This window comes from Acidocella sp. (assembly GCF_052326845.1).
In the GTDB taxonomy this organism is placed as follows: Bacteria; Pseudomonadota; Alphaproteobacteria; order Acetobacterales; family Acetobacteraceae; genus Acidocella.
The window spans coordinates 1-25003 of sequence record NZ_JBKQJR010000021.1 but is presented as its reverse complement, the minus strand read 5'-3'; the positions used below and the strand labels follow the sequence as shown (position 1 = coordinate 25003).

General features: G+C 64.7%; 31 protein-coding genes and 3 tRNA genes. 20 read left to right on the top strand and 14 right to left on the bottom strand.

Annotated elements, in window-relative coordinates; genetic code table 11:
* The first annotated feature begins 41 nt into the window (after positions 1-41).
* Complete coding sequence (gene istA / locus ACLPJJ_RS01505; protein WP_443588972.1) at positions 42-1565, top strand: IS21 family transposase; 1524 nt, start codon at positions 42-44, stop codon at positions 1563-1565.
* Positions 1566-1577: 12 nt separating this feature from the next.
* Positions 1578-2315, top strand: a complete 738-nt coding sequence (gene istB / locus ACLPJJ_RS01500) for an IS21-like element helper ATPase IstB (RefSeq protein ID WP_443588971.1) — start codon at positions 1578-1580, stop codon at positions 2313-2315.
* A gap of 46 nt (positions 2316-2361) precedes the next feature.
* On the opposite strand, the gene ACLPJJ_RS01495 is transcribed toward istB, so the two are convergent.
* The 6 genes from ACLPJJ_RS01495 to ACLPJJ_RS01470 all read right to left on the bottom strand — a co-directional run bounded on the left by ACLPJJ_RS01495 (position 2362) and on the right by ACLPJJ_RS01470 (position 4020).
* Positions 2362-2781, bottom strand: a complete 420-nt coding sequence (locus ACLPJJ_RS01495) for a hypothetical protein (RefSeq protein ID WP_443588969.1) — start codon at positions 2779-2781, stop codon at positions 2362-2364.
* A gap of 100 nt (positions 2782-2881) precedes the next feature.
* A tRNA-Arg gene (locus ACLPJJ_RS01490) sits at positions 2882-2958 on the bottom strand.
* A 52-nt stretch (positions 2959-3010) separates the two neighbouring features.
* Positions 3011-3087, bottom strand: a tRNA-Arg gene (locus ACLPJJ_RS01485).
* Between the two features lie 33 nt (positions 3088-3120).
* A complete protein-coding gene (locus ACLPJJ_RS01480) occupies positions 3121-3426 on the bottom strand; it encodes an ETC complex I subunit (RefSeq protein WP_443588968.1) in 306 nt (101 codons plus the stop codon).
* Positions 3427-3443: 17 nt separating this feature from the next.
* Positions 3444-3520, bottom strand: a tRNA-Pro gene (locus ACLPJJ_RS01475).
* Between the two features lie 17 nt (positions 3521-3537).
* On the bottom strand, positions 3538-4020 hold the full coding sequence (locus tag ACLPJJ_RS01470) for a DUF192 domain-containing protein (RefSeq protein WP_443588967.1): 483 nt from the start codon (positions 4018-4020) through the stop codon (positions 3538-3540).
* Between the two features lie 62 nt (positions 4021-4082).
* Here ACLPJJ_RS01470 and ACLPJJ_RS01465 point away from each other — a divergent pair, with 62 nt between their 5' ends.
* A complete protein-coding gene (locus ACLPJJ_RS01465) occupies positions 4083-5447 on the top strand; it encodes a hypothetical protein (RefSeq protein ID WP_443588966.1) in 1365 nt (454 codons plus the stop codon).
* 3 nt (positions 5448-5450) lie between these two features.
* Here ACLPJJ_RS01465 and ACLPJJ_RS01460 read toward each other — a convergent pair whose 3' ends face one another.
* The gene (locus tag ACLPJJ_RS01460) at positions 5451-5951 is read right to left on the bottom strand and encodes a hypothetical protein (protein ID WP_443588965.1); all 501 of its coding nucleotides are present in this window, start codon (positions 5949-5951) and stop codon (positions 5451-5453) included.
* A 160-nt stretch (positions 5952-6111) separates the two neighbouring features.
* Between ACLPJJ_RS01460 and ACLPJJ_RS01455 the strand changes: the two genes are divergently transcribed.
* The gene (locus ACLPJJ_RS01455; protein ID WP_443588964.1) at positions 6112-6735 is read left to right on the top strand and encodes a 2OG-Fe(II) oxygenase; all 624 of its coding nucleotides are present in this window, start codon (positions 6112-6114) and stop codon (positions 6733-6735) included.
* Positions 6728-7384, top strand: coding sequence for a 2OG-Fe(II) oxygenase (locus ACLPJJ_RS01450; RefSeq protein ID WP_443588963.1), 657 nt, complete (start codon positions 6728-6730; stop codon positions 7382-7384). Before ACLPJJ_RS01455 ends, ACLPJJ_RS01450 begins: the two co-directional genes overlap by 8 nt.
* Before the next feature lie 4 nt (positions 7385-7388).
* Here ACLPJJ_RS01450 and ACLPJJ_RS01445 read toward each other — a convergent pair whose 3' ends face one another.
* On the bottom strand, positions 7389-8378 hold the full coding sequence (locus ACLPJJ_RS01445) for an ion channel (RefSeq protein WP_443588962.1): 990 nt from the start codon (positions 8376-8378) through the stop codon (positions 7389-7391).
* 306 nt (positions 8379-8684) lie between these two features.
* Positions 8685-9275 (bottom strand): YjbE family putative metal transport protein, encoded by a 591-nt coding sequence (locus ACLPJJ_RS01440; RefSeq protein ID WP_443588961.1) that lies wholly within the window; start codon positions 9273-9275, stop codon positions 8685-8687.
* Positions 9276-9368: 93 nt separating this feature from the next.
* Between ACLPJJ_RS01440 and purB the strand changes: the two genes are divergently transcribed.
* From purB to ACLPJJ_RS01420, 4 genes are read left to right on the top strand one after another with little or no spacing between them, the layout of a single operon-like run.
* The gene (gene purB, locus ACLPJJ_RS01435; RefSeq protein WP_443588959.1) at positions 9369-10700 is read left to right on the top strand and encodes an adenylosuccinate lyase; all 1332 of its coding nucleotides are present in this window, start codon (positions 9369-9371) and stop codon (positions 10698-10700) included.
* Between the two features lie 5 nt (positions 10701-10705).
* Positions 10706-10981 (top strand): hypothetical protein, encoded by a 276-nt coding sequence (locus tag ACLPJJ_RS01430; RefSeq protein ID WP_443588958.1) that lies wholly within the window; start codon positions 10706-10708, stop codon positions 10979-10981.
* Positions 10982-11032: 51 nt separating this feature from the next.
* Complete coding sequence (locus ACLPJJ_RS01425; protein ID WP_443588957.1) at positions 11033-11650, top strand: NUDIX hydrolase; 618 nt, start codon at positions 11033-11035, stop codon at positions 11648-11650.
* 5 nt (positions 11651-11655) lie between these two features.
* Complete coding sequence (locus ACLPJJ_RS01420; protein WP_443588955.1) at positions 11656-12348, top strand: NRDE family protein; 693 nt, start codon at positions 11656-11658, stop codon at positions 12346-12348.
* A gap of 85 nt (positions 12349-12433) precedes the next feature.
* Here ACLPJJ_RS01420 and ACLPJJ_RS01415 read toward each other — a convergent pair whose 3' ends face one another.
* From ACLPJJ_RS01415 to ACLPJJ_RS01405, 3 genes are all read right to left on the bottom strand, one after another.
* Positions 12434-12892, bottom strand: a complete 459-nt coding sequence (locus tag ACLPJJ_RS01415; RefSeq protein ID WP_443588953.1) for a hypothetical protein — start codon at positions 12890-12892, stop codon at positions 12434-12436.
* 74 nt (positions 12893-12966) lie between these two features.
* Complete coding sequence (locus tag ACLPJJ_RS01410) at positions 12967-13701, bottom strand: gamma-glutamyl-gamma-aminobutyrate hydrolase family protein (protein ID WP_443588951.1); 735 nt, start codon at positions 13699-13701, stop codon at positions 12967-12969.
* A 9-nt stretch (positions 13702-13710) separates the two neighbouring features.
* A complete protein-coding gene (locus ACLPJJ_RS01405; protein ID WP_443588949.1) occupies positions 13711-14901 on the bottom strand; it encodes a multidrug effflux MFS transporter in 1191 nt (396 codons plus the stop codon).
* 359 nt (positions 14902-15260) lie between these two features.
* On the opposite strand from ACLPJJ_RS01405, the gene ACLPJJ_RS01400 reads away from it, so the two are divergent.
* From ACLPJJ_RS01400 to chrA, 10 genes are read left to right on the top strand one after another with little or no spacing between them, the layout of a single operon-like run.
* Positions 15261-15938 carry a Hint domain-containing protein gene (locus ACLPJJ_RS01400; protein WP_443588947.1) on the top strand — a complete coding sequence of 226 codons (678 nt, stop codon included), beginning with the start codon at positions 15261-15263 and terminating at the stop codon, positions 15936-15938.
* 58 nt (positions 15939-15996) lie between these two features.
* Positions 15997-16587: an imidazoleglycerol-phosphate dehydratase HisB gene (hisB, locus tag ACLPJJ_RS01395; RefSeq protein WP_443588945.1), complete on the top strand. Its 591-nt coding sequence runs from the start codon at positions 15997-15999 to the stop codon at positions 16585-16587.
* Positions 16588-16591: 4 nt separating this feature from the next.
* A complete protein-coding gene (gene hisH / locus ACLPJJ_RS01390) occupies positions 16592-17227 on the top strand; it encodes an imidazole glycerol phosphate synthase subunit HisH (protein WP_443588943.1) in 636 nt (211 codons plus the stop codon).
* Between the two features lie 28 nt (positions 17228-17255).
* A complete protein-coding gene (locus ACLPJJ_RS01385; protein WP_443588942.1) occupies positions 17256-18116 on the top strand; it encodes an alpha/beta hydrolase family protein in 861 nt (286 codons plus the stop codon).
* Positions 18113-18655: a GNAT family N-acetyltransferase gene (locus ACLPJJ_RS01380; RefSeq protein WP_443588941.1), complete on the top strand. Its 543-nt coding sequence runs from the start codon at positions 18113-18115 to the stop codon at positions 18653-18655. Before ACLPJJ_RS01385 ends, ACLPJJ_RS01380 begins: the two co-directional genes overlap by 4 nt.
* The gene (gene hisA, locus ACLPJJ_RS01375) at positions 18652-19383 is read left to right on the top strand and encodes a 1-(5-phosphoribosyl)-5-[(5-phosphoribosylamino)methylideneamino]imidazole-4-carboxamide isomerase (RefSeq protein WP_443588939.1); all 732 of its coding nucleotides are present in this window, start codon (positions 18652-18654) and stop codon (positions 19381-19383) included. The genes ACLPJJ_RS01380 and hisA overlap by 4 nt, the downstream gene beginning before the upstream one ends.
* Positions 19377-20162: an imidazole glycerol phosphate synthase subunit HisF gene (gene hisF / locus ACLPJJ_RS01370; RefSeq protein ID WP_443588938.1), complete on the top strand. Its 786-nt coding sequence runs from the start codon at positions 19377-19379 to the stop codon at positions 20160-20162. Before hisA ends, hisF begins: the two co-directional genes overlap by 7 nt.
* Positions 20163-20170: 8 nt before the next feature.
* Positions 20171-20653 carry a phosphoribosyl-ATP diphosphatase gene (locus ACLPJJ_RS01365; protein ID WP_443588937.1) on the top strand — a complete coding sequence of 161 codons (483 nt, stop codon included), beginning with the start codon at positions 20171-20173 and terminating at the stop codon, positions 20651-20653.
* Positions 20654-20666: 13 nt separating this feature from the next.
* Positions 20667-21029 carry a histidine triad nucleotide-binding protein gene (locus ACLPJJ_RS01360; RefSeq protein ID WP_443588936.1) on the top strand — a complete coding sequence of 121 codons (363 nt, stop codon included), beginning with the start codon at positions 20667-20669 and terminating at the stop codon, positions 21027-21029.
* Positions 21029-22222 (top strand): chromate efflux transporter, encoded by a 1194-nt coding sequence (gene chrA / locus ACLPJJ_RS01355; RefSeq protein WP_443588935.1) that lies wholly within the window; start codon positions 21029-21031, stop codon positions 22220-22222. The genes ACLPJJ_RS01360 and chrA overlap by 1 nt, the downstream gene beginning before the upstream one ends.
* 145 nt (positions 22223-22367) lie before the next feature.
* Here chrA and ACLPJJ_RS01350 read toward each other — a convergent pair whose 3' ends face one another.
* Positions 22368-23585 (bottom strand): polyhydroxyalkanoate depolymerase, encoded by a 1218-nt coding sequence (locus ACLPJJ_RS01350; protein ID WP_443588933.1) that lies wholly within the window; start codon positions 23583-23585, stop codon positions 22368-22370.
* A 116-nt stretch (positions 23586-23701) separates the two neighbouring features.
* On the opposite strand from ACLPJJ_RS01350, the gene ACLPJJ_RS01345 reads away from it, so the two are divergent.
* A complete protein-coding gene (locus ACLPJJ_RS01345; RefSeq protein ID WP_443588932.1) occupies positions 23702-24358 on the top strand; it encodes a glutathione S-transferase in 657 nt (218 codons plus the stop codon).
* Between the two features lie 109 nt (positions 24359-24467).
* Here ACLPJJ_RS01345 and ACLPJJ_RS01340 read toward each other — a convergent pair whose 3' ends face one another.
* Complete coding sequence (locus tag ACLPJJ_RS01340) at positions 24468-24899, bottom strand: cupin domain-containing protein (RefSeq protein ID WP_443588931.1); 432 nt, start codon at positions 24897-24899, stop codon at positions 24468-24470.
* Between the last annotated feature and the right edge of the window lie 104 nt (positions 24900-25003).

Genomic DNA, 25003 nt, shown 5'->3' with positions numbered 1-25003 from the left:
TGAACAACCGGAGGACGTGGATGCCGACGAGGAGGGTAGAGATGCGCCAAGTGCGCGAGATTTTGCGCCTGAGCCTGGAGGCCGGGCTTTCGACGCGGGTGGTTGGCGAACGTGTTGGGATCGGGCCGACGACGGTGCGTGACACGCTGAGGCGGTTTGCGCGTGCGGGCCTTTCCTGGCCGGTACCGCCGGAGATCAGTGACGCGGAGCTGGAAGGGCGGCTGTATGGGCTGGTTGCGGCAAAGCCAGGCCGTCGCAAGCAGGCAGAGCCGGACTGGTCGGTGGTGGCCCGGGAGTTGAAGCGCAAACATGTGACGCTTCAGGTTCTCTGGGAGGAGTATATCGCCGAGCACCCCGACGGATACCGGTACAGCCGGTATTGCGAGCTGTTCCGCGGCTGGGAGGGACGGCTGCCGCTGACGATGCGGCAGAGCCACGGTGGCGGCGAGAAGCTGTTCGTCGACTATGCCGGCGACACGTTGCCGGTGGTTGATCGACAGACCGGCGAGGTCCGCGCCGCGCATATCTTTGTGGCGGTGATGGGCGGTTCCAGCCTGTCATTCGCGTGTGCGACCTGGACGGAACAACTGGCCGACTGGATTGAGAGTCATAATGCGGCCTTCGCCTTCTTTGGTGGTGCCGCGCAGCTTTTGGTGCCCGATAATGCCAAGGTCGCGGTGATCCGGGCCTGCCACTTCGATCCCATGGTCAACCGCAGCTACACCGACATGGCCCGCCATTACGGGACGGCGGTATTGCCGGCCCGGCCGCGGAAGCCCAGGGACAAGGCGAAGGTCGAGGCTTGCGTCGGTATTGTCGAACGCTGGCTTTTTGGCCGGTTCCGCAAGCGGATCTTTTACAGCTTGGCCGAGGTCAATGCGGCGATTGCCGAATGTATGGCGGATCTCAACGACGTGCGGGTGCTGCGCCAGTTCGGCAAGACACGCCGCCAGCTGTTCGAGGAGGTGGATGCGCCGAACCTGAAGCCATTGCCGCACGAACCCTGGGTTCATGCCGAATGGCGACGTTGCCGGGTGGGGCTCGACTACCACATTGCCATCGAGCGGCACCATTACTCGGTGCCCTACCGCTTTGCCAGGCGCGAGGTCGAAGCGCGGATTACGGCGCGGACCGTGGAGGTGTTCCTCGGCTCCGAGCGCATCGCCGTCCATATGCGCGGCAGCGGCAATGGGCGGCATACGACGGTGCCCGAGCATATGCCCTCCAGCCACCGGCGATATGGTGAATGGACGCCAGCGAAGATCCGCGAGGAGGCAAGGCGGATTGGGCCGATGCTGTCCCTTCTGGTCGAGAAGATCATTGAAAGCCGGCCGCACCCCGAGCAGGGCTACCGCTCATGCCTGGGCATTATCGGGCTGGAAAAACGCTTTGGCGCTGAGCGGCTCGAAGCCGCCGCCCTGCGCGCCCTGGAAATTGAGGCGCGCAATTACCCGTCCGTCAAATCGATCCTCGAGAAGGGGCTCGACAGCATCCCGGCCTCGAAAGCCCCGGAGCGCGAGCCGATCCTCCACGCCAATCTCCGCGGCTCTGACTATTATCACTGAAAGGAAACGAGAATGTTGAAACACCCCACGCTTGACCTGCTCAACCAGCTTGGCCTGGCCGGAATGGCGCATGCCTTCGCCGAATTTACCGCCAACGACGAGGTCAAGGGCCTCAATCATGCCGAATGGCTGGCGTTGCTGCTCGATCATGAGGTGACGTATCGCAATGACCGGCGCTTGGCGCTGCGCCTGCGTCAGGCGCGCCTACGCCACCATGCCGTGCCCGAGGACGTCGATTACCGCGCCTCGCGCGGCCTCGACCGCCGGCTGTTCGAGAGGCTGCTCAGGGGCGACTGGCTCGCTGCCCATGAAAATTTGGCGATCATCGGGCCAACCGGTGTCGGGAAAAGCTGGTTGGCCTGCGCCATCGGCCACAACGCCTGCCGCAACAATCGTTCGGTACTCTACACACGGCTACCGCGCCTGATCGAAGAACTGGCCCTGGCCAAGGGCGATGGCCGGATCGCCGCGCGCATGAAAAGCCTCGCCAAGGTCGATCTGCTCATCCTCGATGATTGGGGCCTCGAACCGCTCGACGGCAATGCCCGGCACCACCTGCTCGAAATCATCGAGGATCGCTATGGCAGGCGTTCAACCCTCGTCACCAGCCAGCTTCCAATCGCCAGATGGCACGAGCTGATCGGCGATCCAACCTATGCCGACGCCATCCTCGACCGCCTCGTCCATAATGCCCACCGGTTGGAAATAACCGGCGACTCCCTGCGCCGCATCACCCAAGCAGGCGCTTGACCAGCAACCAAACACAGTGACATCGTTCAACCAACGATCAGGTGCTTCACCTGCGCGCGATCAAATCGGAACGCTGCGCGGCATCAGATCGGAATACATGCGCGCGATCGTCGGAATCCGCACCCTTGACGGCGATGTCCGTGATCCGTCCCTCAAGGGCCTGTCCGGCCACCCTGACCCCCGTGCCGATGCGAATCGCCTTCAGCTTTCGGATGCGAGCCTCCTCGACATCAAATTTTTTTAGCCTCTTCCGCGCGTCCTTTGCCCAGGCGTCAATCGCCTGACCGAGCGTGATCCCGCCCGTCTCGTCCTCTTTGAACGCCCCGGCCCTCATCGCGGCTTCTATGTCGGCGATCCACCTTTTCGCTTCCGCCCGGCTTGCAAAGGTCTCTGCCTGCTGCGGGTGTCCCTTCATACGAACCCTAGCTGTGAAGCTGCCATTCGCACGGGAAAAAACGGTGCCCATCAATGATCTCCTTAGACCCTGATTCGGCACCAATTTGGCACCGAAAATCAGGAAAAATCGACTATGAAGAGGCAATCGCCGCTTAAGCTGTTGATTTTATTGGTGTCCCCGGCGGGATTCGAACCCACGGCCCCAGGATTAGGAATCCTGTGCTCTATCCTGCTGAGCTACGGAGACTTTTTTGGCAGCGGGCACAACCTAACCCAGCCTTCAGGCTAACGCAAAGGCTTGGTGCGCCCTGGTGGATTCGAACCACCGGCCTCAAGATTAGAAGTCTCGTGCTCTATCCAACTGAGCTAAGGGCGCGTGGCCAAGCCAGCCCGTGGTACCCTGGCCGCCTTAATGCGTCCAGTTTTCCTTGCGGTCGACGCGGAAATTATCGGCATAGGCCTTGGGCTTACACGTCCGCGCCGGGGAGATTTCCAGGTCGTACGGAATCCCCTGCGCCTCGGCATAGGCGATCGCCGCTTCCTGCGTTTCGAAGCTGAGGAGGATCTGCTGGCGCATATCGTCCGAGCCGGTCCAGCCCATCAGCGGGTCGCGGATCTTCTTATGCTCCGGCTCATACTCCAGCACCCAGCGATGGGTCCGCGCCAGGCCGGACTGCATGGCGGATTTCGGCGGCAGATAAATACGAGCCCGCATAACCTCTTCCTTCCATCTGGTCGGGGCGCCCGGATTCGAACCGGGGGCCTCTTGTACCCAAAACAAGCGCGCTACCAGGCTGCGCCACGCCCCGACATTGTGCAGCCGGGATTAGCCCCCGCCAAACTGCTTGGCAATCACCTTGTCGCCAACGCTGATATTATCTGCCGCGGTGGCACCGCCTGCCAGCTCCAGCACGGCGGCCACCGGCACGTTGCTGGAAATGCTGCGCAGGCTGTAGGGCACAGTGTTCTCTGCAATGGTCTTGATCGTGCCATCAGCGCCGATAAACACCATGTCCAGCGGCGCAATGGTGTTCTTCATCCAGAACTGCTGGACCGAGGGCGGATCGACCGGGAACAGCATGCCCGTGCCCGCGGGCACGGCGGGGCGGAACATCAGCCCATAGGCCTGCTGCTGCTCTGTTGCCGCCACCTCCACGGTGAAATTATAGGTCTTGCCGTTATCGGCCGTGATGCTGAGCTGTTCGGTCGGCAGCTGCGGCTGCGGGCCGGTCGGGTCGTCGTTCACCTGGGCCAAAGCCACGCCGCCCAGCACCAGGCTGGCCGCCAAAACCGGAGCAAAAATCCTCATGCACCCCTCCATGCTGGCGCTTCTCTTGCCCGGGCCGCCGCGCCCTGGCAAGCATCGGCAGTGTGAACCGCGCTCTTCCCGCCCTCATCTTCCTCGCCATCTCGGTGCTCACGCGGCTGCCGGTGCTGCACCGCTCGGTGCTGGACTGGGATGAGAGCCTGTATTTCCTGATGGCGCAGCAATGGCGCCTGGGCCACCTGCCCTACACCACCATCTGGGACAACAAGCCGCTCGGCGTATACGCGATTTTCGCCGCCTTCCAGATGTTGATTCCCGGCGTGGCCGCCATGCGGGTGGCCACCATGCTGTTCGTAGCACTGCTCGCCTCCACGGTCTTCCGCATTACCGAGATCCTGACCCAGAACCGGCAGGCCGCCTGGCTCGCCGGAGCGGCGCTGCTGCTCGCCTCGCTCTCCAATGACGGGCTTTCCGCCAATACCGAGCTGTTCATGGCCAGCTTCACCGCGCTGGCGGTACTGGCCGTGCTGGCGGACGCCCCGGCCTGGGCGGTGGGGCTAGGGCTCGGCTGCGCCGTCATGGTCAAGGAGGTCGCCATTACCGAGGCGCCCTGCGTCTTCCTCCTGCTGCTCTACCGGCGGCGGGACTGGCGGGCCGGACTCGCCTGTTTGTTCGGGGCGACGGCCCCGCTCGCGGCAGCGCTTACCCTCTACGCCGCCAAGGGGCAGCTGCCCCTGTGGTGGGAGTGCAATGTATTGGCAAATCTGCGCCGGGCCGGGGTGCCGCTCTCCAGCGGCACGGTACTCTGGGCCGTGCAGACCCAGGCCATGCGCTGGGGCGGCCTGTACGCCGCGGGCGCGCTCCTCGCGCTGCTGGGGCGCCGCATGGCCACCATCTTCCCGCCTCTCTGGCTGTTCTGCGCCCTAATCGGCGCCACCTCGGCCAAGAGCTTCTACGACCATTATTTCCTGCAGGCGCTGCCGCCGCTCTGCGTCAGTCTCGGCGTGCTCTATACCCGGCTGCCGCCCCGCCCGGCGCTGCGCGCCCTGTTTGTGGCGGCCACCCTGGCCCTGCCGCTCCGCGCCGCGCAACAGGCAATGAAATACGCCACCGTCCCGGATGTGGTGGCCAGTGCGGGGGCGGATCTTGCCGCGCAGCATCCGGCCAGCCTGTATGTGTTCGATTCCCAGGCGATCCTCTACGCCTATGCCGACACGCCGTTGCCCACGCGCTATGTCCTCGCCTCGGTCCTTACCCGCGTGTTGCTGCCCCGGGTGGCGGGGGTTGATGCCCCGGCCGAAGTGGCACGCATCCTCGCCGGCAAGCCGCAATTCATCGTCCGCCGCATGCCCGCCCCAAGCGACGCTCTCGTGAACCCGGTTGTCTATGCCGAGTTGGACACCGCCCTGGCACGGGATTACGCGCTCTGGCGCAGCTATCCGGGCGTGGCGATCTACCAGCGCCGGTAGAAGCTAGTTTCCGGTCAGCTTGGCTTCCAGCTTGCGGTAGGCCGCCTCGGCCTCCTCCGCCACGCAGCGCACATCGTCGCGCCCGAAGAAGCGTTGCGAGCGCAGTTCCGCGATCACGAAGGGAATGGCCTGGGTCCACACGGCGCGCCCAAGCGACGCCATCTTCGCTCCGGTTTCAGCGCTCACCAGCGGCCCGCCGATGAATTCCAGCCCGAATTTGCTGCCAGCACTCCAGCACCGGCGCACACGGTAGCTGGGGCCGTTCGCCATCTGCAGCACCATCTCCTCGGGCAGAACAAAGATCGAGCCGAGATCCACCAGCACGCCATTGGCGGCCTCATCCAGCACCAGGCAATTATAAACGCTCTCGTTGTAAGCGTTGCCCAGCAGGAGCTTCGCGCTCTTGATCACCGGTATGCGCGTCGCCGCGCGCCGTTCCATTTGCACGGCATTGGCCAGGGCAGCGCCGCCCCTCTCCCGCCAGCTATATTCGTGTTCAAGCATGCCGATCCGCCTCACAGTAAGTAGCGCGGATCATCGCCCGGAATGATTAACAGCTTGCCAACGGCATTCCGTTTGCATTGATCCACATCAATGCCCGGCGCGGCGAAAAGCGCCTAACCGGTCCGGAAGCTCCGCTTCCTTCCCGACCTGGATTACACCCATGGCAATTCTTGATCTCGACACCTTCCTGCAAGCGCCGATGGCGACCGAACCCTTCCAGTACACGGTCGTGCACGGGTTCATCCGTCCCGAGCAGGCGCAAGCCGTGCGCGCCGATTTCCCCGAGATCGACTATGCCGGACTGCTGCCGGTGGAGGCGACCAAGCCGGGGCCGAATTTCCAGGCGCTGATCAGCGAGCTGACCGGCCCGGCCGTCACCGCCGCCTTCTCGGAAAAATTCGGCGTGGACCTCACCGATCGCCCGACCATGGTCACGCTGCGCGGCCGCTGCAGCGAGCGCGATGGCCGCATCCATACCGACAGCGAGGCCAAGCTGGTCACCGCCCTGCTCTATTTCAACGATGGCTGGGAGGCCCAGGGCGGCCGGTTGCGGCTGCTGCGCGGGCCGGATGACCTCAACGACATGATCGCCGAGGTGCCGCCCGAACTCGGCACGCTCGTCGCCTTCCGCCGGTCGGACAAATCCTTCCACGGCCATGAGCCTTACGTGGGCGTGCGCCGCTACGTGATGATCAACTGGATGACCAGCGGCCTCGCCGCGCAGCGCGAGCTGATGCGCCACAAGATCTCGGCGCAGGCCAAGAAGGTGCTGCATTATGCTTGATGCCACTGGCACCGCCGCGCATTTCCTCGGCAGCCTGGGCCAGGCGCGGGAGGAACAGACCCCCTACCGCCACTGGCTGCTGGAGAACATGCTGCCCGATGCCATGGTGCGGGACATCGTCGCCCTTCCCGTCGCCCCGCCGGTGGTCGAGGACACGTTAGGCCGGCGCGAGACGCATAATTCCACCCGCAGCTTTTTTGCGCCGCCCGAGCAGGCACTCTACCCAGCCTGTCGCGACTTGGCAGCGGCACTGCAAAGCCGCAAGGTGGTGGAAACGCTGGAGCGCACCTGCGACGTGAACCTGAAGGGCAGCTCGCTGCGCATCGAATACTGCCTGGACACGGACGGATTCTGGCTGGAGCCGCATACCGATATCGGCGCCAAGTTCTTCACCATGCTCATCTACCTCACCGACTCCGCGCCGGGCGAGAACTGGGGCACTGACATCTTCGCCTCCCCCGCCGAGCATGTCGGCGCAGCACCCTTCATCCGCAATCACGGGCTGATCTTCATCCCCGGCGCCGATACCTGGCACGGCTTCGTCAAACGCAGGATCACCGGGGTCCGGCGCTCGCTGATCGTGAACTACGTGACGCCGGAATGGCGCTCACGGCACGAACTGGCCTTCCCGGAAACGCCGGTGGCGTAATCCGTCATGCGAGGGCGATGGTCTTTTCAGCGATTACCTCGGGTGGGGGTTGCTCGCCCATTTCCGTCTCGTGGAAGCGGCGGTAGTCGATCACGCGATAGCCATCATCTGTATATCCGACGACGTCGACAAAGCGCCGGTTCCAGATGATGTTCTCAGCCCCGTAGGCAGCGCTTGCATGCACGCTCTGAGACGTTGTGTTGTCGAGGCCAGTAACAGTTATGATGACCTCCGCCTCTCCCTCTACCAGGGAGGCTTTTGTCGCCCCATATAGCGGGCTGGTCTCATCCAGCACATGCTCGGCGATGAAAGTTAATGAGAATACCGGCGTATGTTGCTTTGTAAGCTTCAGGCTGTCATATCGCCGTAGCGCCTTGCCTTCTTTGGTTCGCACCAAGTGTACGAATGTTGCTTCGACATCGGCAGAGAGCATGGTGCTACGGCGTTTGTTGGCGAGGCGTACACTAAGAGTGGTCTTGCCGTCTTGCCTACTAATTACAGCGACATTGCTGAACAGCACACGCGCCCTTGGGCGGGAAAAACGGGCGAAACCAAGTCCGGTCACGAGAGCATTGAAGAGTATTCCAGAGAGAGACTCCAGCGTCATAATGCTATTACTGTATAGCGAGACAGGGATTAGCTTGCCGTAACCGACGGTCGTTATCGTCTGCACGCTGAAGAAGAAGAAATCCAGGAAATGTCCAGGGCGCGCGGTTTCTACGCCTGCCGGCTGCAGCATGTAGAGTAGCGCAAACAGAATATTGGCCAGTAGGTAGAGCCCGACGGACACGAAAATGAACGTCGGCCACCCTACGACAAGCGTCTTGTGGTAGAGATCGCCAAGCCAATTTTCTTCCAGCCCAACCCGTAATACGCTTTCTTCGCCTTTACGCTCGAACATATGAACGCGGTGCAGCGGTACATCCGTCGGTGGTCTGTCACGAATATCGTCGGGGCTGATGCGGCGCCGTCTAATACGATGAATATAGCTCATAATATTTTCGTGAATAGACGGGCTGAGCCCTACAGCCAAACCAAAGTCACGGCATGGCTGATCCGCGATTTTTTTCGCCGCTGACACTGGTAAAGGGGCGGTTTAACACCACCATGCCCTTCTGTTTCATTATCCTCAGGAATGATAAACAATTGCTATTTCGCCTTTTCACCTGCACCGGTGAAATGGAAAATCGTATGCTCAATTTCCAGAATTTAAGATCAATCGCAGGGAAACTGTCGAGATTTTGAATTTCTCGGGGCACCGGAACCGACTTGAATGCAGCCGCCGCATACCGCCCGAGAATCACCCCAGCCGCAAATGCCCCGCGACGTCGGCCCACCCTTCCCAGACCATCTTCAGCGCCACATAGAACACGATGGCGATGCCGACCCAGGCCAGCCAGCGGAAGCGCGTCAGCAGCTTCGCCACGAAATCCGCCGCCAGCCCCATCAGCCCGACGGAGATGGCAAGCCCCACTCCCAGCAGCACCGGGTGCTCTCGCGCCACGCCGGCCACGCCCAGCACATTGTCCAGGCTCATGGAGATGTCGGCGATGATGATGCGCCAGATCGCGCCGCTCATGCTCTGCGGCGGGGTTGCATGCTCGCCCTCTTCCTGCTGCCGCAGCTCGCGCGCGGTTTTCCACGCCACCCAGAGCAGCAGCACGCCGCCCGCCAGCGTCAGCCCGATGATGGCCAGAAGCTTCACCGCCACCAGCGCGAGGAGAATGCGGATGACCGTGGCCCCGACGATACCGAAGAAAATTGCCCGCCGCCGCTGCGCCGGGTCCAGCCGCGCCACCGCCAGCCCGATGACGATAGCGTTGTCGCCCGCCAGCACCAGGTCGATGAGCAGAATCTGCGCCAGAATGACGAGAAGGGGCAAAATATCCATGGCGCGGGATAGGCCCGCGCGTGCCCAGCCTTGTCAATGCCGGGGCGCAGGTCTAGGGCCAGCCTGAAATTTGTCGCCGCAGGAGCCCTTGCCATGATCCCCCGCTATTCCCGCCCCCAGGCCGCCGCCATCTGGACCCAGGAGAACAAGTACAAGATCTGGTTCGAGATCGAGGCCCTGGCCTGCGAGGCGATGGCGCAGCTCGGCGCCATCCCGGCGGACGCGGCCCGCACCATCCGCGAGAAGGGCGACGCCGCCATGGCCGTGTTCACCGAGGCCGATACGGCGGAAATCGACGCCATCGAGGCCGAGACAAGGCATGACGTCATCGCCTTCCTCACCTGGCTGGCCAAGCGCGTGGGGGAGGATAGCCGCTTCGTCCATCAGGGCCTCACCTCGTCGGACGTGCTGGACACCTGCTTCGCCGTGCAGCTCACCCAGGCGGCGGACCTGCTGCTGGCGGATATCGACCTCGTGCTGGCGGCGCTGAAGAAGCGCGCCATCGAGCATAAGCGCACCCTCACCATCGGCCGCAGCCACGGCATCCATGCCGAGCCGACCAGCTTCGGCCTCAAGCTTGCGGGGCATTACGCCGAGTTCGCCCGCAACAAGCAGCGCCTGCTCGCCGCCCGCGCGGAGATCGCCACCTGCGCCATCTCGGGTGCTGTCGGCACTTTCGCGCATGTGGACCCGCGCGTGGAGGAATACGTGGCGGAAAAGCTGGGCCTCGCCGCCGAGCCCGTCTCCACCCAGGTCATCCCGCGCGACCGCCACGCCGCCTTCTTCGCCACGCTGGGCGTCATCGCCTCGGGCATCGAGCGTCTGGCGACAGAAGTGCGGCATCTGCAACGCTCGGAAGTGCGCGAGGCGGAGGAGTTCTTCCACGCCGGGCAGAAGGGCAGCTCCGCCATGCCCCACAAGCGCAACCCGGTGCTCTCCGAAAACCTCTGCGGCCTCGCCCGCCTCGTCCGCGCCGCCGTCATCCCGGCCATGGAGAACGTGGCGCTGTGGCATGAGCGCGACATCTCGCACTCCTCGGTCGAGCGCGGCATTGGCCCGGATGCCACGGTGACGCTGGACTTCGCCCTGGCGCGCCTCGCCGGCATGATGGACAAGCTCACAATCTACCCCGAGCAGATGGCTGCGAACGTGGAAAGCCTGGGCGGCGTGGTGCATTCCGGCGAAGTGCTGCTGGCGCTGACTAAGGCCGGCATCCTACGCGAGGACGCCTATAAGATCGTGCAGCGCAACGCCATGGCCACCTGGACCAAGCTGGGTCAGCCGGACACCAAGACCTTCCGCGAGAACCTACTGGCCGACCCGGAAGTGGCTGGCCGCGTGAGCGCAACCGCGATCGACGCCGCCATGTCCGCCGAGATGCACCACGCGCATGTCGACACCATCTTCAAGCGTGTGTTCGGGTAAGCTCAATGGGTAAACCTGTGCTGCTCGGCACCGCCATTGCCGTAGCAAGCGGGCTGGGCGTGTTCGGCCTCTGGGAGACGGCCAATGGCACGCTTTCCTGCCCGGCTGGCTACACGCCGCAAATCTATGGAGGCTTCTGGCCGGCCTTACTGTTTGGCGGGCTATTCGGCGCCATGATGCTGGCCCTGGTCATCGGCGGCATCATCGGCATGGCGCGCTGCGCCCCGAAACCCGCGCAAGTGGAAACCGCTGCGCCCGAGGCTCAGCTCCAGCCGGTTTGACCCGGCGCGAAACCGGCCTAATTTCCGGGCATGGACATCATCAAGGATCACATGCTCGTCGACCCCGCCCTGAAGGCGGAGATTGTGGCGCGCTGCGTCGCCGGGACATTCGGCGACGAGCCGAGCCATGCGGTGCATGCGCTGGGCAGCGTCACCCTGCCCGACGGCACGCAGCGGCGCGTGCATCTGCGCCACGCGGCCGATGCCGTGCTGCTCGACGACCACGGGCAGGTCGCGCTGATCACGCGCATCCATAATCCCGGGCGCGGCAAGCTCGCCGTGCCGGGCGGGTTTATCGACGAGGTGGACGGCAAGGTGGAAACCTCCCGCACCGCGGCGTTGCGCGAGGCGGTGGAAGAGACCGGCATCAGCCCCGATGCGCTGGCGCAGGCGGAGGTGAGCCAGATCGGCCATCGCATCTTCGACCGGCCCTTCGACGTCCGCTGCGCCTGGAACAACCTGCCGGGCACTGATATCCGCATCGGCGAATTCTTCACCGTCTCCACGCTTGGCTTCCGGGTGAAGCTGCATGGCAACCTGCGTGAGATGCACTTGCACGCGGGCGACGATGCCGGTGCGGTGCAGGTGTTCGAAATCGCCGCACTCCGGCGCGAGCAATTCGCGGTGCCGGACCATCTGGACATGATCCTGGCCGCCGCGCGAGGCTGAGGCCGATGTGCTCGATCATCCTGCGCATCACGCCCGAGGGCGTTTTCATCGCCGCCAACCGCGACGAGATGGCCTCCCGCCCCTGGGAACCGCCAGCCGAATACTGGCCCGGCATCTGTGGCGGGCGGGACATTCTGGCGGGCGGCACGTGGCTCGCTTTGAACCAGAATGGGGTCATGGCGGCCGTGCTGAACCGCACCGGCACACTGGGTCCGGCGCCCGGCAAGCGCAGCCGGGGCGAGCTGCCGCTCATCGCCCTGCGCGAGGCCAGCGCCAATGCCGCCGCAACCGCCATCACGCGCCTCGATGCCGGGCTGTACCGGGATTTCAACATGGTGCTGGCCGATGCCCGCGCCGCGTATTTCGTCCGGGGCCTTGGCACCGGGCAACCGGAAGCCACGCCCCTGCCCGAGGGGGTGAGCATGATTACTTCCGGCGAGCCGAACGACACAGCCCTGCCGCGCATCGCCCGGCATCTGCCGCGCTTTGCCGCCGCGCCCTTCGCGGAATGGGGCGGGCTGCTCGCCGATTCCTCCGGCGAGCGCGCCGAGCAGCTCAACATTCCGGCAGCGGAGAGTCATGGCTTCGGCACGGTCTGCGCCACGCTGCTCGCCCTGCCCCGCCAAGGCGCGCCCGTGCATCTGTTCGCCGCCGGGCCGCCGGATGTGGCCGCTTTCACGCCGGTTTGCGGCGGGTAACAATTTACGTGTGATCCGTCATCGCGAGCCGGCGAAGCCGGCGTGGATCGCTTCGCCGCCTTGCGGCTCGCAATGACGGCGCGGCTCAGAAGATCTTGTCGATGATATCTTCGCCGAGGCCGAACCCCGCGCCCATTTCCAGCGCCCGGCCGAAACCGGAGTTGAGGAACGCGCCGAAAATCCCACCCTGCTGCGGCGGCTGGGCGTAGCCATAGCCCGGCTGCTGCGGATAACCCTGGGGCGGCAGTGGCATGGGCTGCTGCTGCGGGTAACCCTGCTGGTTGCCCCACGGCCCCTGCTGCTGCGGCACGGCCTGCGCCGCAACCATGTTGTGGATGGATTGCAGCAGGTTCGCGACCTGGCTCTGCTCAGCCCGGATCGCAAGCGCGATGCTCCGCAGGTCGAGCAGCCATTCCCGCGCATCCATGTTGCCGGCCTGTGCTGCGGCCTGCATCTTCTGCGCCAGGGCCTGCAACTCGCCCACCGTCTGCTGCGCCTGGGATTGCAACTGGCCGTACTGGTTGTCGATCGTCTGGATGTCCATGATGCCCTTCCTTTTCGATGCGGGTGATACGGGGGGTTTGCGGCGGAAATTCGGCGTTACGGTGCGCGCGCCGCCTATTTCCTCCGCGCCGCGTATTCCGCGCAGGCCTCGCCGAAGGCGTTGAACAGGCGCTCGCGGTCGGGGAAATGCGTGACCTCCCACTCAGGGTGCCATTGCACGGCGATGGCGAAGCTCTTCGCACCCTCGACGCGCACCGCCTCGATGGTGCCATCCGGCGCCATCCCCTCCACCACCAGGCCGGAGGCGAGCTGATCGATGGCCTGGCCGTGCAGCGAGTTCACCTGGATCTCCGCCGCGCCGATCAGATGCGCCAACTCGCCGGTCAGCGAGACAGGGTGCTTGATGTCGAAGCGGTGCACCCCCTCGGGCGAGCGGTGGTCCATGCGGCCGGGGATGTTGTGCACTTCCTGAAACAGCGTACCGCCGAGCGCCACATTCAGCTCCTGCAGGCCACGGCAGATGCACAGGATCGGCATGCCCATATCCAACGCGGCGCGGATCATCGGCAGCGTGGTGGCATCGCGCTCAGGGTCGTGCGCGTCCGGCGTCGCATCGAAATCCGCGCCATAGCGCATCGGCGACACGTTGGAGGGCGAACCGTTGAACATGATTCCGTCGATGCGCTCCAGCAGCGGCAGCATGGTCTCGCCCTCGGGCGGGATGAGGATGGGCATGGCGTTGGAAGCCGCCGTGAGCGCCGCGCCGTAGCGCGCCGGGGTGGCGTGCTGGATGTAGCCGGACACGAACTTGGTGCAGGCCGGAATACCGATGAGATTGGGTCTGGACATGTTTTCTGTTCACTCCGCAGGGCTGAAGCTTAAGCTGGGGCGCCATAGCGCGGCAAGCAGCGCCAGCATGGCGCAACCCAGCATCGCAAAAGCCATGGGGCGCGCCGTGCCGTCGGCCAGCACGCCAACGGCGAGGCCCGAGATGGCGCCCCCGGTATACTGCATGGTGCCGAGCAAAGCGGAGGCACTGCCCGCATGCGCCTGATGGCGAGAGAACGCGCCGACCATGGCGCAGGGCGTGAGCAGGCCGAAGCCGATCTCGGCCGCCAGCAGCCCGGCGGCGATGGGCAACGCGCCCATCGGATGCAGCGCCAGCGCCACCAGGTACAGCGTGGCGGCAAGCAGCACCGCCACGCTGAAGCTGATCACCGGCGCGATGCCGAAGCGGTTCACCAGCGCCGGGTTGAGCTGGCTGTAACCGATATAGGCGACGGAATTGACACCGAAGAGCGCCGCATAGCCCGCGCTGCTCCAGCCATATTCGCCGATGAATATCTGCGGCGTGGCGGAGAGATAGGCAAACAGGCAGGCCGAGGTGGCGGCGCCAATGGCGGCATGGGTGAGAAAGGCGCGCTCGCGGAAGATCCCCCCGTAGCGGATGAGCGACGCCATGGCGCCGATGATGGTGCGGCGCTCGCGCGGCAGCGTGTCCGGCAGGAACCTCCAGGTCAGCGCCACCGCCCCCACGCCATACACGGCACAGACGGCGAAGATGACACGCCAGGAGCACCAGCCGACCATCACGGCGCCGAGCATCGGCGCGGTAATCGGCGCCACGCCCATCACCAGCATGAGCTTGGAGAACAGCTTCGCCGCCTGGGGGCCGTCGGCCAGGTCGCGCACCATGGCGCGGGGAATCACCGTTCCGGCCGAGGCGCCGAGCGCGCTGAGGAAACGGAACACCACCAGCGAGGCCACGCTCCAGCTCAGCCAGCAGCCAATGGAGGCAAAGGTGTAGAGCACCAGCCCGGCCAGCAGCGGCGCGCGCCGGCCCAGCCGGTCGGAGAGCGCGCCCTGTGTCATCTGCCCGATGGCCAGCCCGATGAAATACGCCGCGAGCGAGTATTGCGGCGCCGCCGAATTGTGGAATTCCCGCGCGATCTCGGGGAAGGCCGGCAGGTACATATCGGTGGAAACCGGCCCGACGGCGATGAGAAACCCCAGCAGGAGCGGCAATTTGGCGGTGACGCGGCGGACCATGCACAAGCTTTACCGGCCCGGCGCGAGCCGGTCCAACCGCGAAAACTGCAACAGAGATTTACCGAAGCCAGCGCAGGACGGAGCCACCGCCGCCCTATATGATTAACAATATTTTATCTATATTTTATAACAAAAACCATAAAATGAAACACATCGTTAAAAAACAAAGCATTTTATCAATATAGCATTTATTTTTGCGTTTTTTCTCTGATTTAGAAACGCTTATTCACAAGATCGTGTCGCTATAACCGTAAAAAGCACCTGAAATTTCGTCGCAAAATCCTGCATAGTCAAATCAAGCTCACCAAGCTTGATTACATGGCGTTCATGCAATCGCCGCCAACAGGGAGTAGTTTCTCATGTCGGATTCGATGAACGGCTCATTCAGCGCCCCTCAGGCGCATTCCGGCGTGTTCGTCCAGTCCCATCCGGCCTGGACTTTGGCTGCGCCAGAGGACTTCGCCCCGGTGGAAGCCATCAGCGCCGGACCCGGCGCCACAACCGGCTTCTGCACCGGCACCCTCATCGCCACGCCGTTTGGCCTCACGCCGGTCGAGGCGCTGCACCAAGGCAGCCTCGTGACCACGCAGAGCGGCGCCAAGCCCGTGCTCTGGGTCGGGCACAGCCATGTCTCCCCGCGCTTTGCCGACCCACTGCGCGACCTGCCCGTTCTCATCACTGCTGGCGCGCTGGGCGGCGGGCTGCCGCAGCGCGATCTGCTGCTCGCTCCAGGCCATGCCGTGCTGCTCGACCGCATGCTGATCCCAGCCCGCACCCTGGTGAATGGCAGATCAATCCGCCAGGAAACGGCGCTGCCGGAGCGGTTCACCTATTACCACCTGGAGCTTGCGGGGCATCAGCTGCTCACGGCCGAGGGCGTGTCCGCCGAGAGCTTCGTCGACATCCTCGGCCAGGGCTGTTTCCACAACCAGGCGGAACGCGACCCGCGCCCGCCGGTGGAGGAACTGCCCTTCCCCCGCGTCCGCACCCGGCGGGACGTGCCCACCGCGCTGCGTGAGAAACTCGGCCGCGCCTAGCTGCGGGTGCCGCGCCAATCCGGTTTAAATTCCCGCGCCGTTGTTGTAGGCGTGCTGCATGACACGCACATCCGAACTCAGCCGCAAGACCTCCGAAACCGATATCCTGGTCCGGCTTGACCTGGACGGCACCGGCAAGACCGACATCGACACGGGGATCGGCTATTTCGACCATATGCTGAGCGCCTTCGGCCGGCACGGCCTGTTTGACCTGACCGTGAAGGCCAAGGGTGATCTGCATATCGACGCGCATCATACGGTCGAGGATGTCGGCATCGTGCTCGGCCAGGCCTTCGTCAACGCGCTGGGCGCCAAGCGGGGCATCCAGCGCTTCGGCCATGCGGTGGTGCCTATGGACGAGGCGCTGGTGGAAGCAGCACTCGACCTCTCGGGCCGGGCTTTCGTGGCCTGGGGCGTGAGCTTCGAGCGCCCGATGCTGGGGCAGATGGACACGCAGCTGGTGGAGGAATTCTTCCGCGCCCTGGTGGGAAACGGTCTGTTCAACCTGCATGTCATCCAGCGCGCCGGGCATAACGCGCACCATGTGGCGGAAGCGTCGTTCAAGGCCGTGGGCCGGGCGTTGCGCGCCGCCGTGGCCATCGAGCCGCGCACCGCCGGGGACATCCCCTCGACCAAGGGTGTGATCTAGCCCCATGCTCGTCACCGTCATCGATTACCAGAGCGGAAACCTGGCGTCCGCGGCGCGGGGGCTCGCCCTCGCCGCTTCGCTGCGCGGCATCGCCGCCGATGTGCGCATCACCGCCGACCCGGATGTGGTGGCCAAGGCCGACCGCATCGTGCTGCCCGGCCAGGGCGCCTTCGCCGATTGCGCCAAAGGGCTCGCCAGCGTGGACGGTCTGGAGGAGGCGATGTTCCAGCGCGTGGCGCAGGGCGCGCCGTTCTTCGGCATCTGCGTCGGCATGCAGCTGATGGCCGAGCGCGGGCTGGAGCATGGCGTCACCCAGGGCTTCGGCTGGATCCAGGGCGAAATCGCCAAGATGGAGGTGGGTGATGCCCGCCTGCCGCATATGGGCTGGAACGAGCTGCGCTTCACCCCCGGCTCGCATCCGCTGCTGGAAGGGCTGGTGCCGGGCGACCACGCCTATTTCGTGCATTCCTATGCGCTCAAGGGCGGGCGGACGGACCAGATCATCGCCACCACCGATTACGAGGGCGATGTCGCCGCCGTGGTCGCTACAGGCAACGTGGCCGGCACGCAGTTCCATTCCGAGAAAAGCCAGCAGGTAGGCCTGCAAATCCTGGGGAATTTCCTCGCCTGGAAGCCTTGAGGCCAACGCGAAGAGGGGAGGCAGAACAATGATCAAACGGACGATACTGGGCCTAAGCTTGCTGGCGGCGCTCGCCTATGCCGGGGCCTGCGGCTACCTGCTGCTCAACCAGAACCGCCTGCTTTATGTCGGCACGGCGCTGGCGCCGCATGACGCCCCGGTAAACCTGCCGCCGCTGACAGATGAAAACGGCAAGCCCATAGGCTGGGTGGTGGAGCCCGCGGGCACGCCGCTGGGCACGGTGCTGTTCTTCCACGGCAACAACCAGCAGGCCTGGGAAGCCGCGCGCGATTACGGCCCCTTCTTCACCGCGCATGGCTACCGCGCCGTGTTCCCCGAATATCCGGGCTACGACATGCGAACGGGTGAGACACCGCGCCACGACAATGTGCTGGCCCAGGCGCGCGCCCTCGCGGCGCGGATGCGCCAGACCTACCCCGATGCGCCGCTCATCATCGCCGGCAACTCGCTGGGCGCCGGCGTTGCCGCGCAGGCCGCCGCCGCGGGCCGTCCGGCGCGTGTGCTGCTGTTCGTGCCCTGGGACCGGATGAGCGCCGTCGCCGGCGAGCGCTACCCCTACATACCCGTGCGGCTGCTGCTTGATGCCGACGGCACGGATTATGATTCCTGCGCCGCGCTGACCCCGCTGCGGGACAAGGTGTTCGTCGTCTACGAGGCGCATGACGAGACCATCCCGGCGCATCACGCCCAGGCCCTGGCCGCGTGCCTGGGCCTGACGCCGGACCGCGTCTTCGGCTTGGCCCAGGGCGGGCATGGCGACTGGGACAAGCAATTGCAGCCGCCGCAGTGGGATGCGCTGCTCGCGGCGCCATCAGGCGGACCGAATGACTTGATTACGCGCGGAGATAGCGCCAAGAGGCAGCCGTGAACCACGCTCTGCTCCGCCCCACTTCGCTGGTCGCTGAACGTCTCGAACGCTTCGAGGACGAGGCGGACCTGCACGCCCTGTCGGAAGCGGCGACAGCGGCGATTCTGGATGGCGGCGGCTTCGGCTGGCTCAAGCCGCCAAAAGCCGGAGTGGTGGAGCAATATTACCGCGGTGTGCTGCTGGTGCCCGAGCGCGAGCTGATCGTGGGCCGCATGGACGGCACCATCTACGGCGCGGCGCAGCTGCAAAAGCCCTCGCGCAATAACGAGGCGCAGGCCTTCGCCGTGCAGCTGATGCACCAATTCGTAGCACCCTATGCGCGCGGCCACGGGCTGGCGCGGCTTATCCTGCGCAAGGCCGAAGAGCGGGCGCGCGCCCTCGGCTTCTCCGTGCTCAACCTGGATGTGCGAGACACGCAGAAAGGCGCGATTTCGCTTTACGAATCGGAAGGCTTCATCCGCTGGGGCACCCACCCCGCGTATGCGCGAATCAAAGGGGCGATCGTGCCCGGGCATTTTTACTATAAGCTCCTGAAATGAAACTCACTCTGTACCCGGCGATCGACCTTAAGGACGGCAACTGCGTGCGCCTGCTGCGCGGCGAGATGGACCAGGCGACGGTGTTCGGCACCGACCCGGGCGCGCAGGCGGCCGCCTGGCAGCACGCCGGCTTCTCCTGGGTGCATGTGGTGGACCTCAACGGCGCCTTCGCCGGTAAGACGGTGAACGATGACGCCGTGAAATCGATCCTGGCAAACGTCACCATCCCGGTGCAGCTCGGCGGCGGCATCCGCGACATCGCCGGGGTGGAGCGTTGGCTGGATGCTGGCATCACGCGCGTCATCCTGGGCAGCGCGGCGGCCAAGAACCCGGCCCTGGTGCGCGAGGCCGCGAAAAAATTCCCCGGCCGGGTGGTGGTGGGCATTGACGCCAAGGGCGGCATGGTGGCCACCGAAGGCTGGGCCGAAACCTCTGACATCCCCGCGACCGAACTGGCCAGGCGCTTCGAGGATGCTGGCATCGCCGCTATCATCTACACCGACATCGCCCGCGACGGCATGAAGACCGGGCTGAACCTTACCGAGACCGAGGCCCTGGCCAAGGCCGTGAACATCCCCATCATCGCCTCGGGCGGCGTCGCCTCGGTGGCGGACATCGTCGCCCTCAAGGCGGCGGCGGCGGAGCAGCCCAACCTGAACGGCTCTATCCTCGGCCGCGCGCTGTACGATGGCTCGCTCTCCCCGGCGGTGGCCCTGGCCGCATGCTGAAGCTCCGCGTCATCCCCTGCCTGGACGTGAAGGATGGCCGCGTCGTCAAGGGCGTGAACTTCGTCTCCCTGCGCGATGCCGGGGACCCGGTGGAGCAGGCCGTGGTGTACGACGCCGCCGGCGCGGATGAGCTGACCTTCCTCGACATCACCGCCAGCTCCGACAACCGCGACACCATCCTCGATGTCGTGCACCGCACGGCGGAGAAGGTGTTTCTCCCCCTCACCGTCGGCGGCGGCATCCGCTCTGTGGCGGATATGCGCCGCCTGCTGCTAGCCGGCGCGGATAAATGCAGCATCAACTCCGCCGCCATCTCCCGCCCGGAGCTGGTGCAGGAAGCGGCGGAGAAATTCGGCAGCCAATGCGTGGTCGTGGCCATCGACGCGCGGCAGAGCGCGCCCGGCAAGTGGGACGTGTTCTCCCATGGCGGGCGCACGAATACAGGACTGGACGTGCTGGACTGGGCGAAACGCATGGAGAGCCTGGGCGCGGGCGAAATCCTGCTCACCTCCATGGACCGCGACGGCACCGGCAAGGGCTTCGACCTGGAGCTGCTGCGGGCCGTGTGCGGCGCCGTCCGGCTGCCCGTCATCGCCTCGGGCGGCGTGGGCGAGCTGAAGCATTTCGTCGAGGGCGCGCAGGCGGGGGCCACTGGGCTGCTCGCCGCCAGCGTGTTCCATTTTGGCCAATTCACCATCGCCCAGGTGAAAGCGGCTTTAACTCAAGCGCACTTGCCGGTCCGCCAGCCCCGGGCGATACTGCCGGCTCAAGGAGTCTAACGCCCGCCATGGCTAAAAAAGTCGCAAAATCACCCGAGACCGCACCGAAGGACAAGGCCGCGGCGGCGACGTCTAAAACGAAGAACGGCACCGCTCCCGCCCGCCGGGAGGTGACTGTGCCGCCGCCGTTTCACGCCCCGGATGCGCGGGTGCTGGACCGGTTGTGGGCCACCGTGCTCTCACGCAAGGACGCCGACCCCAACCAGAGCCATTCCGCCCGGCTGCTCTCCCGCGGCACCGAGAAGGTGGCGCAGAAATTCGGCGAGGAAGCCGTGGAATGCGTCATCGAGGCCGTGGCCGGCAAGACCACGGCGCTGATCGGCGAAAGTGCCGACGTGCTCTACCACCTGCTGGTGCTGTGGGTTGATGCCGGGCTGCGCCCCGAGCAGATCTGGGCCGAGCTGACCCGGCGCGAGGGCATGAGCGGCATCGCCGAAAAGGCGGCGCGCAAGCCGCTGATGGTCGGTTTCCCCACCAAGAAGATCCCGTAAGGAAGACCCCGCCATGGCCTATGATGACAGCAACATCTTCGCCAGGATCCTGCGCGGCGAGATCCCCTGCAAGAAGCTCTACGAGGACGACTACGCCCTCGCCTTCCCCGACATCCACCCCCAGGCGCCGACGCATGTGCTGGTGGTGCCGAAGGGCAGGTACGTCTCCCTCGCCGATTTCGGCGCCACGGCCAGCCCGGAGGAGATCACCGGCTTCTTCCGTGCCGTCAGCCATGTGGCCAAACAGCTCGGCGTGGAAGAAAGCGGCTACCGGCTGATCTGCAATGCCGGGCCGGACAGCCACCAGGAAGTGCCGCATTTCCACGCCCATATCCTGGGCGGGCGGGCGCTCGGGCATCTGCTGGCTCCCGGCTGATGAAGAAGGGCTCCGTATTCGAGGTCTTCCGGACGTTCCTCGTCCTGGGCATCACCTCGTTCGGGGGGCCGGTCGCGCATCTCGGCTATTTCCGTAAGGAATTCGTGGAAAAACGGGGCTGGATGAGCACCGAGGATTACGGCGCGCTGCTGGCCCTGTGCCAGTTTCTGCCCGGCCCCGCCTCATCCCAAACCGGCTTCTGCATCGGGCTGAACCGCGCCGGCCTGCCCGGCGGGCTCGCTGCCTGGGTGGGCTTCACCCTGCCGTCCGCCCTGCTGATGACCGCGCTCGCGCATTACATCGCGGTATTCCAGAGCAACAGCCTGCTGCATGGCATGTTGCACGGGCTGCAGCTGGCGGCCGTGGCCGTGGTGGCGCAGGCCGTTTGGTTGATGGCACAGAGCCTCTGCCCGGATACGCCGCGCCGCGCCCTGGCGCTGCTGGCCACCGCCATCCTGACCATCGTGCCGGATACCGGCGGGCAGGTGCTGATCCTGGTCATTGGCGGCGTCATCGGCTGGCTGGCGCTGGATGATTCCGGGCTGGTGCAGCACCGGGAAAAGCGCCGCCTGGCCCGCGAGTTGGAGGAAGCCGGGCGCGAGCTGCGGCTGCACTTCCCCGCCCTGCTCTGCCTGGCGCTGTTCGGCATACTGTTGCTGGCGGCGTTCCTCGCGCCCAGTTCCGGACCATGGGCGGTGGCCGGGGCGTTCTACCGCGCCGGGGCGCTGGTGTTCGGCGGCGGGCATGTGGTGCTGCCGCTGCTGCGCGATGCCGTGGTGGTGCCCGGCTGGATCTCTCCGCAAATATTTCTTGCTGGCTACGGCGCAGCCCAGGCCATGCCGGGGCCGCTCTTCACGGTGGCCTCCTTCCTCGGCGCCGTCACCGCCGGGTATCAGGGTGCTGCCATCGCCACGGCGGCGATCTTCCTGCCCGGCCTGCTGATTGTTTCCGGCACCCTGCCCTACTGGCAGCAACTGCGCAGCCGCCCACATATCGCGGCGGTGATGAAAGGGCTGAACGCCGTGGTGGTCGGGCTGCTCGGCGCCGCTTTCATCAATCTGCTGACACTGAGCACCATCCAGAGCCCGTGGGACCTGCCCGTGGCGGCCGGGGCGCTGATGCTGCTCACCGCCGGGCGGGCAAAGCCGATCCTGGTTGTCGCCTTCTGCGCTGCCGCTGGAGCGGTGGTCTGACCCTAGAGCCTGATCGTTTGAGGTTGAATCGCTTCGCGATTGAACCTCAAATGTGAATCAGTCTCTCATCAATAAGTTAGAGGGCGATTCACGTATCAGGCTGAACCATGTCTGGTTCAGCCTGATACGATCGCATTCTAAGCGGTTACGCCGAGAACTGGATGACCTCGCGCACCAGCGGGTAGATCTCGTTCTGCCAGCGCCGGCCAGAGAACACGCCATAATGGCCGACGCCTGTCTGCATGTGGTGGCGCTTGAGCGCCGGGCTCAGGCCCGAGCAAAGATCGAGCGCCGCCGAGGTCTGGCCCAGGCCGCAAATATCGTCGCGCTCGCCCTCGACGGTGAAGACGAAGGTCTTCTTGATCGCCTCCGGCTTCACCCGCCGGCCATGGTAATACAGCTGGCCGGTGGCAAGCTCATGCTTCATGAAGATGCGCTCCACCGTCTCCAGGTAGAACTCCGCGGGCAGGTCCATCACCGCCAGGTACTCGTCGTAGAAATCGCGGTGCATGTCGGCGGCTTCGTAGTCTTCGGTCGCCAGCGAGCGGAACTGGCGGAGATGCGCGCCGATATGCTTGTCCAGGTTCATCGAGACGAAGGCGGTGAGCTGCATGAAGCCGGGGTAGACGTGCCGCCCCGCCCCCTTGTAGCGCCATGGCACGACGGCGATCATCTTCTCCTCGAACCAGGCAATATCCTTACTCTCGGCCAGCCGGTCGACGCGGGTGGGGTTGCGGCGGGTATCGATCGGCCCGGCCATCAGCGTCATGCTGCGCGGGGTGGCGGGGTTGTGGTCCTCCGCCATGATCGACACCGCGGCAAGCACCGCCACGGCGGGCTGGCACACGCCGACGACATGGTTGCGCGGCCCGAGCTGCTCAAGGAACTTGATTACGTGCTCGATATATTCGTCGAAGCCGAAGCGCCCGGCGGAAACCGGAATATCCCGCGCGTTGTGCCAATCGGTAATGTACACGTCATGGTCGCGCAGCAGCGTCTCCACCGTGTTACGCAGCAGCGTGGAGAAATGCCCGGAGAGCGGCGCCACCACCAGTACCTTGGGCTGCGGGCGGTCGGAGTCCTTCTTGAAGTGCAGCAGGGTGCCGAAGGGGGTGGAGAACGCCGCCTCTTCGCGCACCGCCACCTCCTCATTGCCGACGAGGATATGCTTGAACCCGAAATGAGGCCGGTTATGTGTGGTGCCTGCGTTGCCAAACACCTCCAGCGCCGCGCCAAAATGGCGCAGAAAGAGCCCGTAAGGCGTGCGGGGGGTTACCACACGGAGCAGGCGGCTGGTATTCCGCGCCATTTTACGCCACGGGTCCAAAATATCGACTTGCGCCTGATAAAGGTGGTAAATCATATTACTTCACTAACCCCAAAGCGGTGTCTTCGCGTTAATGGGCTTGAAACCCCATTGTATGCCGGAGTCCACATTGTTAATCATGGGTACAAATGGATAAAAAGGAAAGAGCGAACATGGCTGAGGCGACTTTGCTGATTAGCAGCAAGAACTACTCCTCCTGGTCGCTGCGCGGTTTCCTGCTGACCAAGCTTTCCGGCCTATCCTTCACGGAAGAACGCGTCTCCCCGGACGATCCGCGCGCCCGCGAGGAATTGCTGATGCGCACATCCTCCATCCTCGTGCCCTGCCTGATCCATGGCGAGGTGAGCGTGTGGGACACGATCGCCATTGCCGAATACCTCAACGAGCTGCTCCCCGAGGCGCGGATGCTGCCTGAGGAGAAGGTGGCGCGGGCGCGGGCGCGTTCCATCTCGGGCGAGATGCATTCCGGCTTCGCAGCACTTCGCTCCTCGCTGCCGATGAACCTGCGCTTCCGCAAGCCCGGCTTCACCGTGTGGTCCTCCGCCCAGGCGGATATCGACCGCATCACCTCGATCTGGCGCGACTGCCTGAACACCTGGAAGGGTCCCTTCCTGTTTGGCCGCATGCCTACCATCGCCGACTGCATGTATGCCCCCGTGGTCACGCGTTTCCTTTCCTATGACGTGAATGTCGGACCGCTCTGCCAGGAATATTGCGATACCATCCTCTCCTGGTCGCCGATGAAGGAATGGATTGCCGACGCCAAGGAAGAGCCGCAGGAAATCATCGAGCTCGACCTGGATTTCTGATCACGCCCTGGGGAACCGTCCCCAGACCGTTAACTGTCGGCGGCAAAAGGGGTACTTTCATGGCCCCTTTTCTGTATGGACGACACAAATCCGCCACTAAGCCGCGCTCTCAGATCCAGGGCGTGGGGGGCGGGATCTCGCACGGGCCTTCCACGTCCACCGTGCCGAAAGCGGCGGGCGAGGCGATCTCCAAGTATTCCATGTCGGGCGAGTAATCGAACAGGTAATGGGTGATGCCCGGCTGTTGGTGAACACAATCCCCGGCTTCAACCAAATGCTCCTTGCCTCCATACATGAAGCGGGCCCAGCCCTTGGTCATGAAAACGATATGGAAATCAGCGACGTGCTGGTGCCAGCCTGTGCCCTTTTCGGGCGGGAAGGCCGGGTTGGCCTTCACCAGCTGGGCGATGACACGTCCCCCCGTGGCGTCGGCCACGCCAAGATCGCGGTAGAGGAAAAAGCTGCGCAGTCCATCCGTGCGCCAGGGTGCGTCCCCGGGTTTCACATGGGAAAACTTATTGACGACGGATTTACCAAGCATCGGCCCCACTCCGTTTTGACCGGGAACGGGAAGCCTCGCACATTTCAAAGTGAAAGCGCCAGAATTTTTGCGGCTGCTCAATAGCAGGACATTTACCCGCCTAA

What these genes read in the sequence shown, in the direction of transcription:
- istA (WP_443588972.1), top strand. Translation starts at nt 42, where the DNA reads ATGCGCCAAGTGCGCGAGATTTTGCGCCTGAGCCTGGAGGCCGGGCTT.
- istB (WP_443588971.1), top strand. Translation starts at nt 1,578, where the DNA reads ATGTTGAAACACCCCACGCTTGACCTGCTCAACCAGCTTGGCCTGGCC.
- ACLPJJ_RS01495 (WP_443588969.1), bottom strand. Translation starts at nt 2,781, where the DNA reads ATGGGCACCGTTTTTTCCCGTGCGAATGGCAGCTTCACAGCTAGGGTT.
- ACLPJJ_RS01480 (WP_443588968.1), bottom strand. Translation starts at nt 3,426, where the DNA reads ATGCGGGCTCGTATTTATCTGCCGCCGAAATCCGCCATGCAGTCCGGC.
- ACLPJJ_RS01470 (WP_443588967.1), bottom strand. Translation starts at nt 4,020, where the DNA reads ATGAGGATTTTTGCTCCGGTTTTGGCGGCCAGCCTGGTGCTGGGCGGC.
- ACLPJJ_RS01460 (WP_443588965.1), bottom strand. Translation starts at nt 5,951, where the DNA reads ATGCTTGAACACGAATATAGCTGGCGGGAGAGGGGCGGCGCTGCCCTG.
- ACLPJJ_RS01455 (WP_443588964.1), top strand. Translation starts at nt 6,112, where the DNA reads ATGGCAATTCTTGATCTCGACACCTTCCTGCAAGCGCCGATGGCGACC.
- ACLPJJ_RS01450 (WP_443588963.1), top strand. Translation starts at nt 6,728, where the DNA reads ATGCTTGATGCCACTGGCACCGCCGCGCATTTCCTCGGCAGCCTGGGC.
- ACLPJJ_RS01445 (WP_443588962.1), bottom strand. Translation starts at nt 8,378, where the DNA reads ATGAGCTATATTCATCGTATTAGACGGCGCCGCATCAGCCCCGACGAT.
- ACLPJJ_RS01440 (WP_443588961.1), bottom strand. Translation starts at nt 9,275, where the DNA reads ATGGATATTTTGCCCCTTCTCGTCATTCTGGCGCAGATTCTGCTCATC.
- purB (WP_443588959.1), top strand. Translation starts at nt 9,369, where the DNA reads ATGATCCCCCGCTATTCCCGCCCCCAGGCCGCCGCCATCTGGACCCAG.
- ACLPJJ_RS01430 (WP_443588958.1), top strand. Translation starts at nt 10,706, where the DNA reads ATGGGTAAACCTGTGCTGCTCGGCACCGCCATTGCCGTAGCAAGCGGG.
- ACLPJJ_RS01425 (WP_443588957.1), top strand. Translation starts at nt 11,033, where the DNA reads ATGCTCGTCGACCCCGCCCTGAAGGCGGAGATTGTGGCGCGCTGCGTC.
- ACLPJJ_RS01420 (WP_443588955.1), top strand. Translation starts at nt 11,656, where the DNA reads ATGTGCTCGATCATCCTGCGCATCACGCCCGAGGGCGTTTTCATCGCC.
- ACLPJJ_RS01415 (WP_443588953.1), bottom strand. Translation starts at nt 12,892, where the DNA reads ATGGACATCCAGACGATCGACAACCAGTACGGCCAGTTGCAATCCCAG.
- ACLPJJ_RS01410 (WP_443588951.1), bottom strand. Translation starts at nt 13,701, where the DNA reads ATGTCCAGACCCAATCTCATCGGTATTCCGGCCTGCACCAAGTTCGTG.
- ACLPJJ_RS01405 (WP_443588949.1), bottom strand. Translation starts at nt 14,901, where the DNA reads ATGGTCCGCCGCGTCACCGCCAAATTGCCGCTCCTGCTGGGGTTTCTC.
- ACLPJJ_RS01400 (WP_443588947.1), top strand. Translation starts at nt 15,261, where the DNA reads ATGTCGGATTCGATGAACGGCTCATTCAGCGCCCCTCAGGCGCATTCC.
- hisB (WP_443588945.1), top strand. Translation starts at nt 15,997, where the DNA reads ATGACACGCACATCCGAACTCAGCCGCAAGACCTCCGAAACCGATATC.
- hisH (WP_443588943.1), top strand. Translation starts at nt 16,592, where the DNA reads ATGCTCGTCACCGTCATCGATTACCAGAGCGGAAACCTGGCGTCCGCG.
- ACLPJJ_RS01385 (WP_443588942.1), top strand. Translation starts at nt 17,256, where the DNA reads ATGATCAAACGGACGATACTGGGCCTAAGCTTGCTGGCGGCGCTCGCC.
- hisA (WP_443588939.1), top strand. Translation starts at nt 18,652, where the DNA reads ATGAAACTCACTCTGTACCCGGCGATCGACCTTAAGGACGGCAACTGC.
- hisF (WP_443588938.1), top strand. Translation starts at nt 19,377, where the DNA reads ATGCTGAAGCTCCGCGTCATCCCCTGCCTGGACGTGAAGGATGGCCGC.
- ACLPJJ_RS01365 (WP_443588937.1), top strand. Translation starts at nt 20,171, where the DNA reads ATGGCTAAAAAAGTCGCAAAATCACCCGAGACCGCACCGAAGGACAAG.
- ACLPJJ_RS01360 (WP_443588936.1), top strand. Translation starts at nt 20,667, where the DNA reads ATGGCCTATGATGACAGCAACATCTTCGCCAGGATCCTGCGCGGCGAG.
- chrA (WP_443588935.1), top strand. Translation starts at nt 21,029, where the DNA reads ATGAAGAAGGGCTCCGTATTCGAGGTCTTCCGGACGTTCCTCGTCCTG.
- ACLPJJ_RS01350 (WP_443588933.1), bottom strand. Translation starts at nt 23,585, where the DNA reads ATGATTTACCACCTTTATCAGGCGCAAGTCGATATTTTGGACCCGTGG.
- ACLPJJ_RS01345 (WP_443588932.1), top strand. Translation starts at nt 23,702, where the DNA reads ATGGCTGAGGCGACTTTGCTGATTAGCAGCAAGAACTACTCCTCCTGG.
- ACLPJJ_RS01340 (WP_443588931.1), bottom strand. Translation starts at nt 24,899, where the DNA reads ATGCTTGGTAAATCCGTCGTCAATAAGTTTTCCCATGTGAAACCCGGG.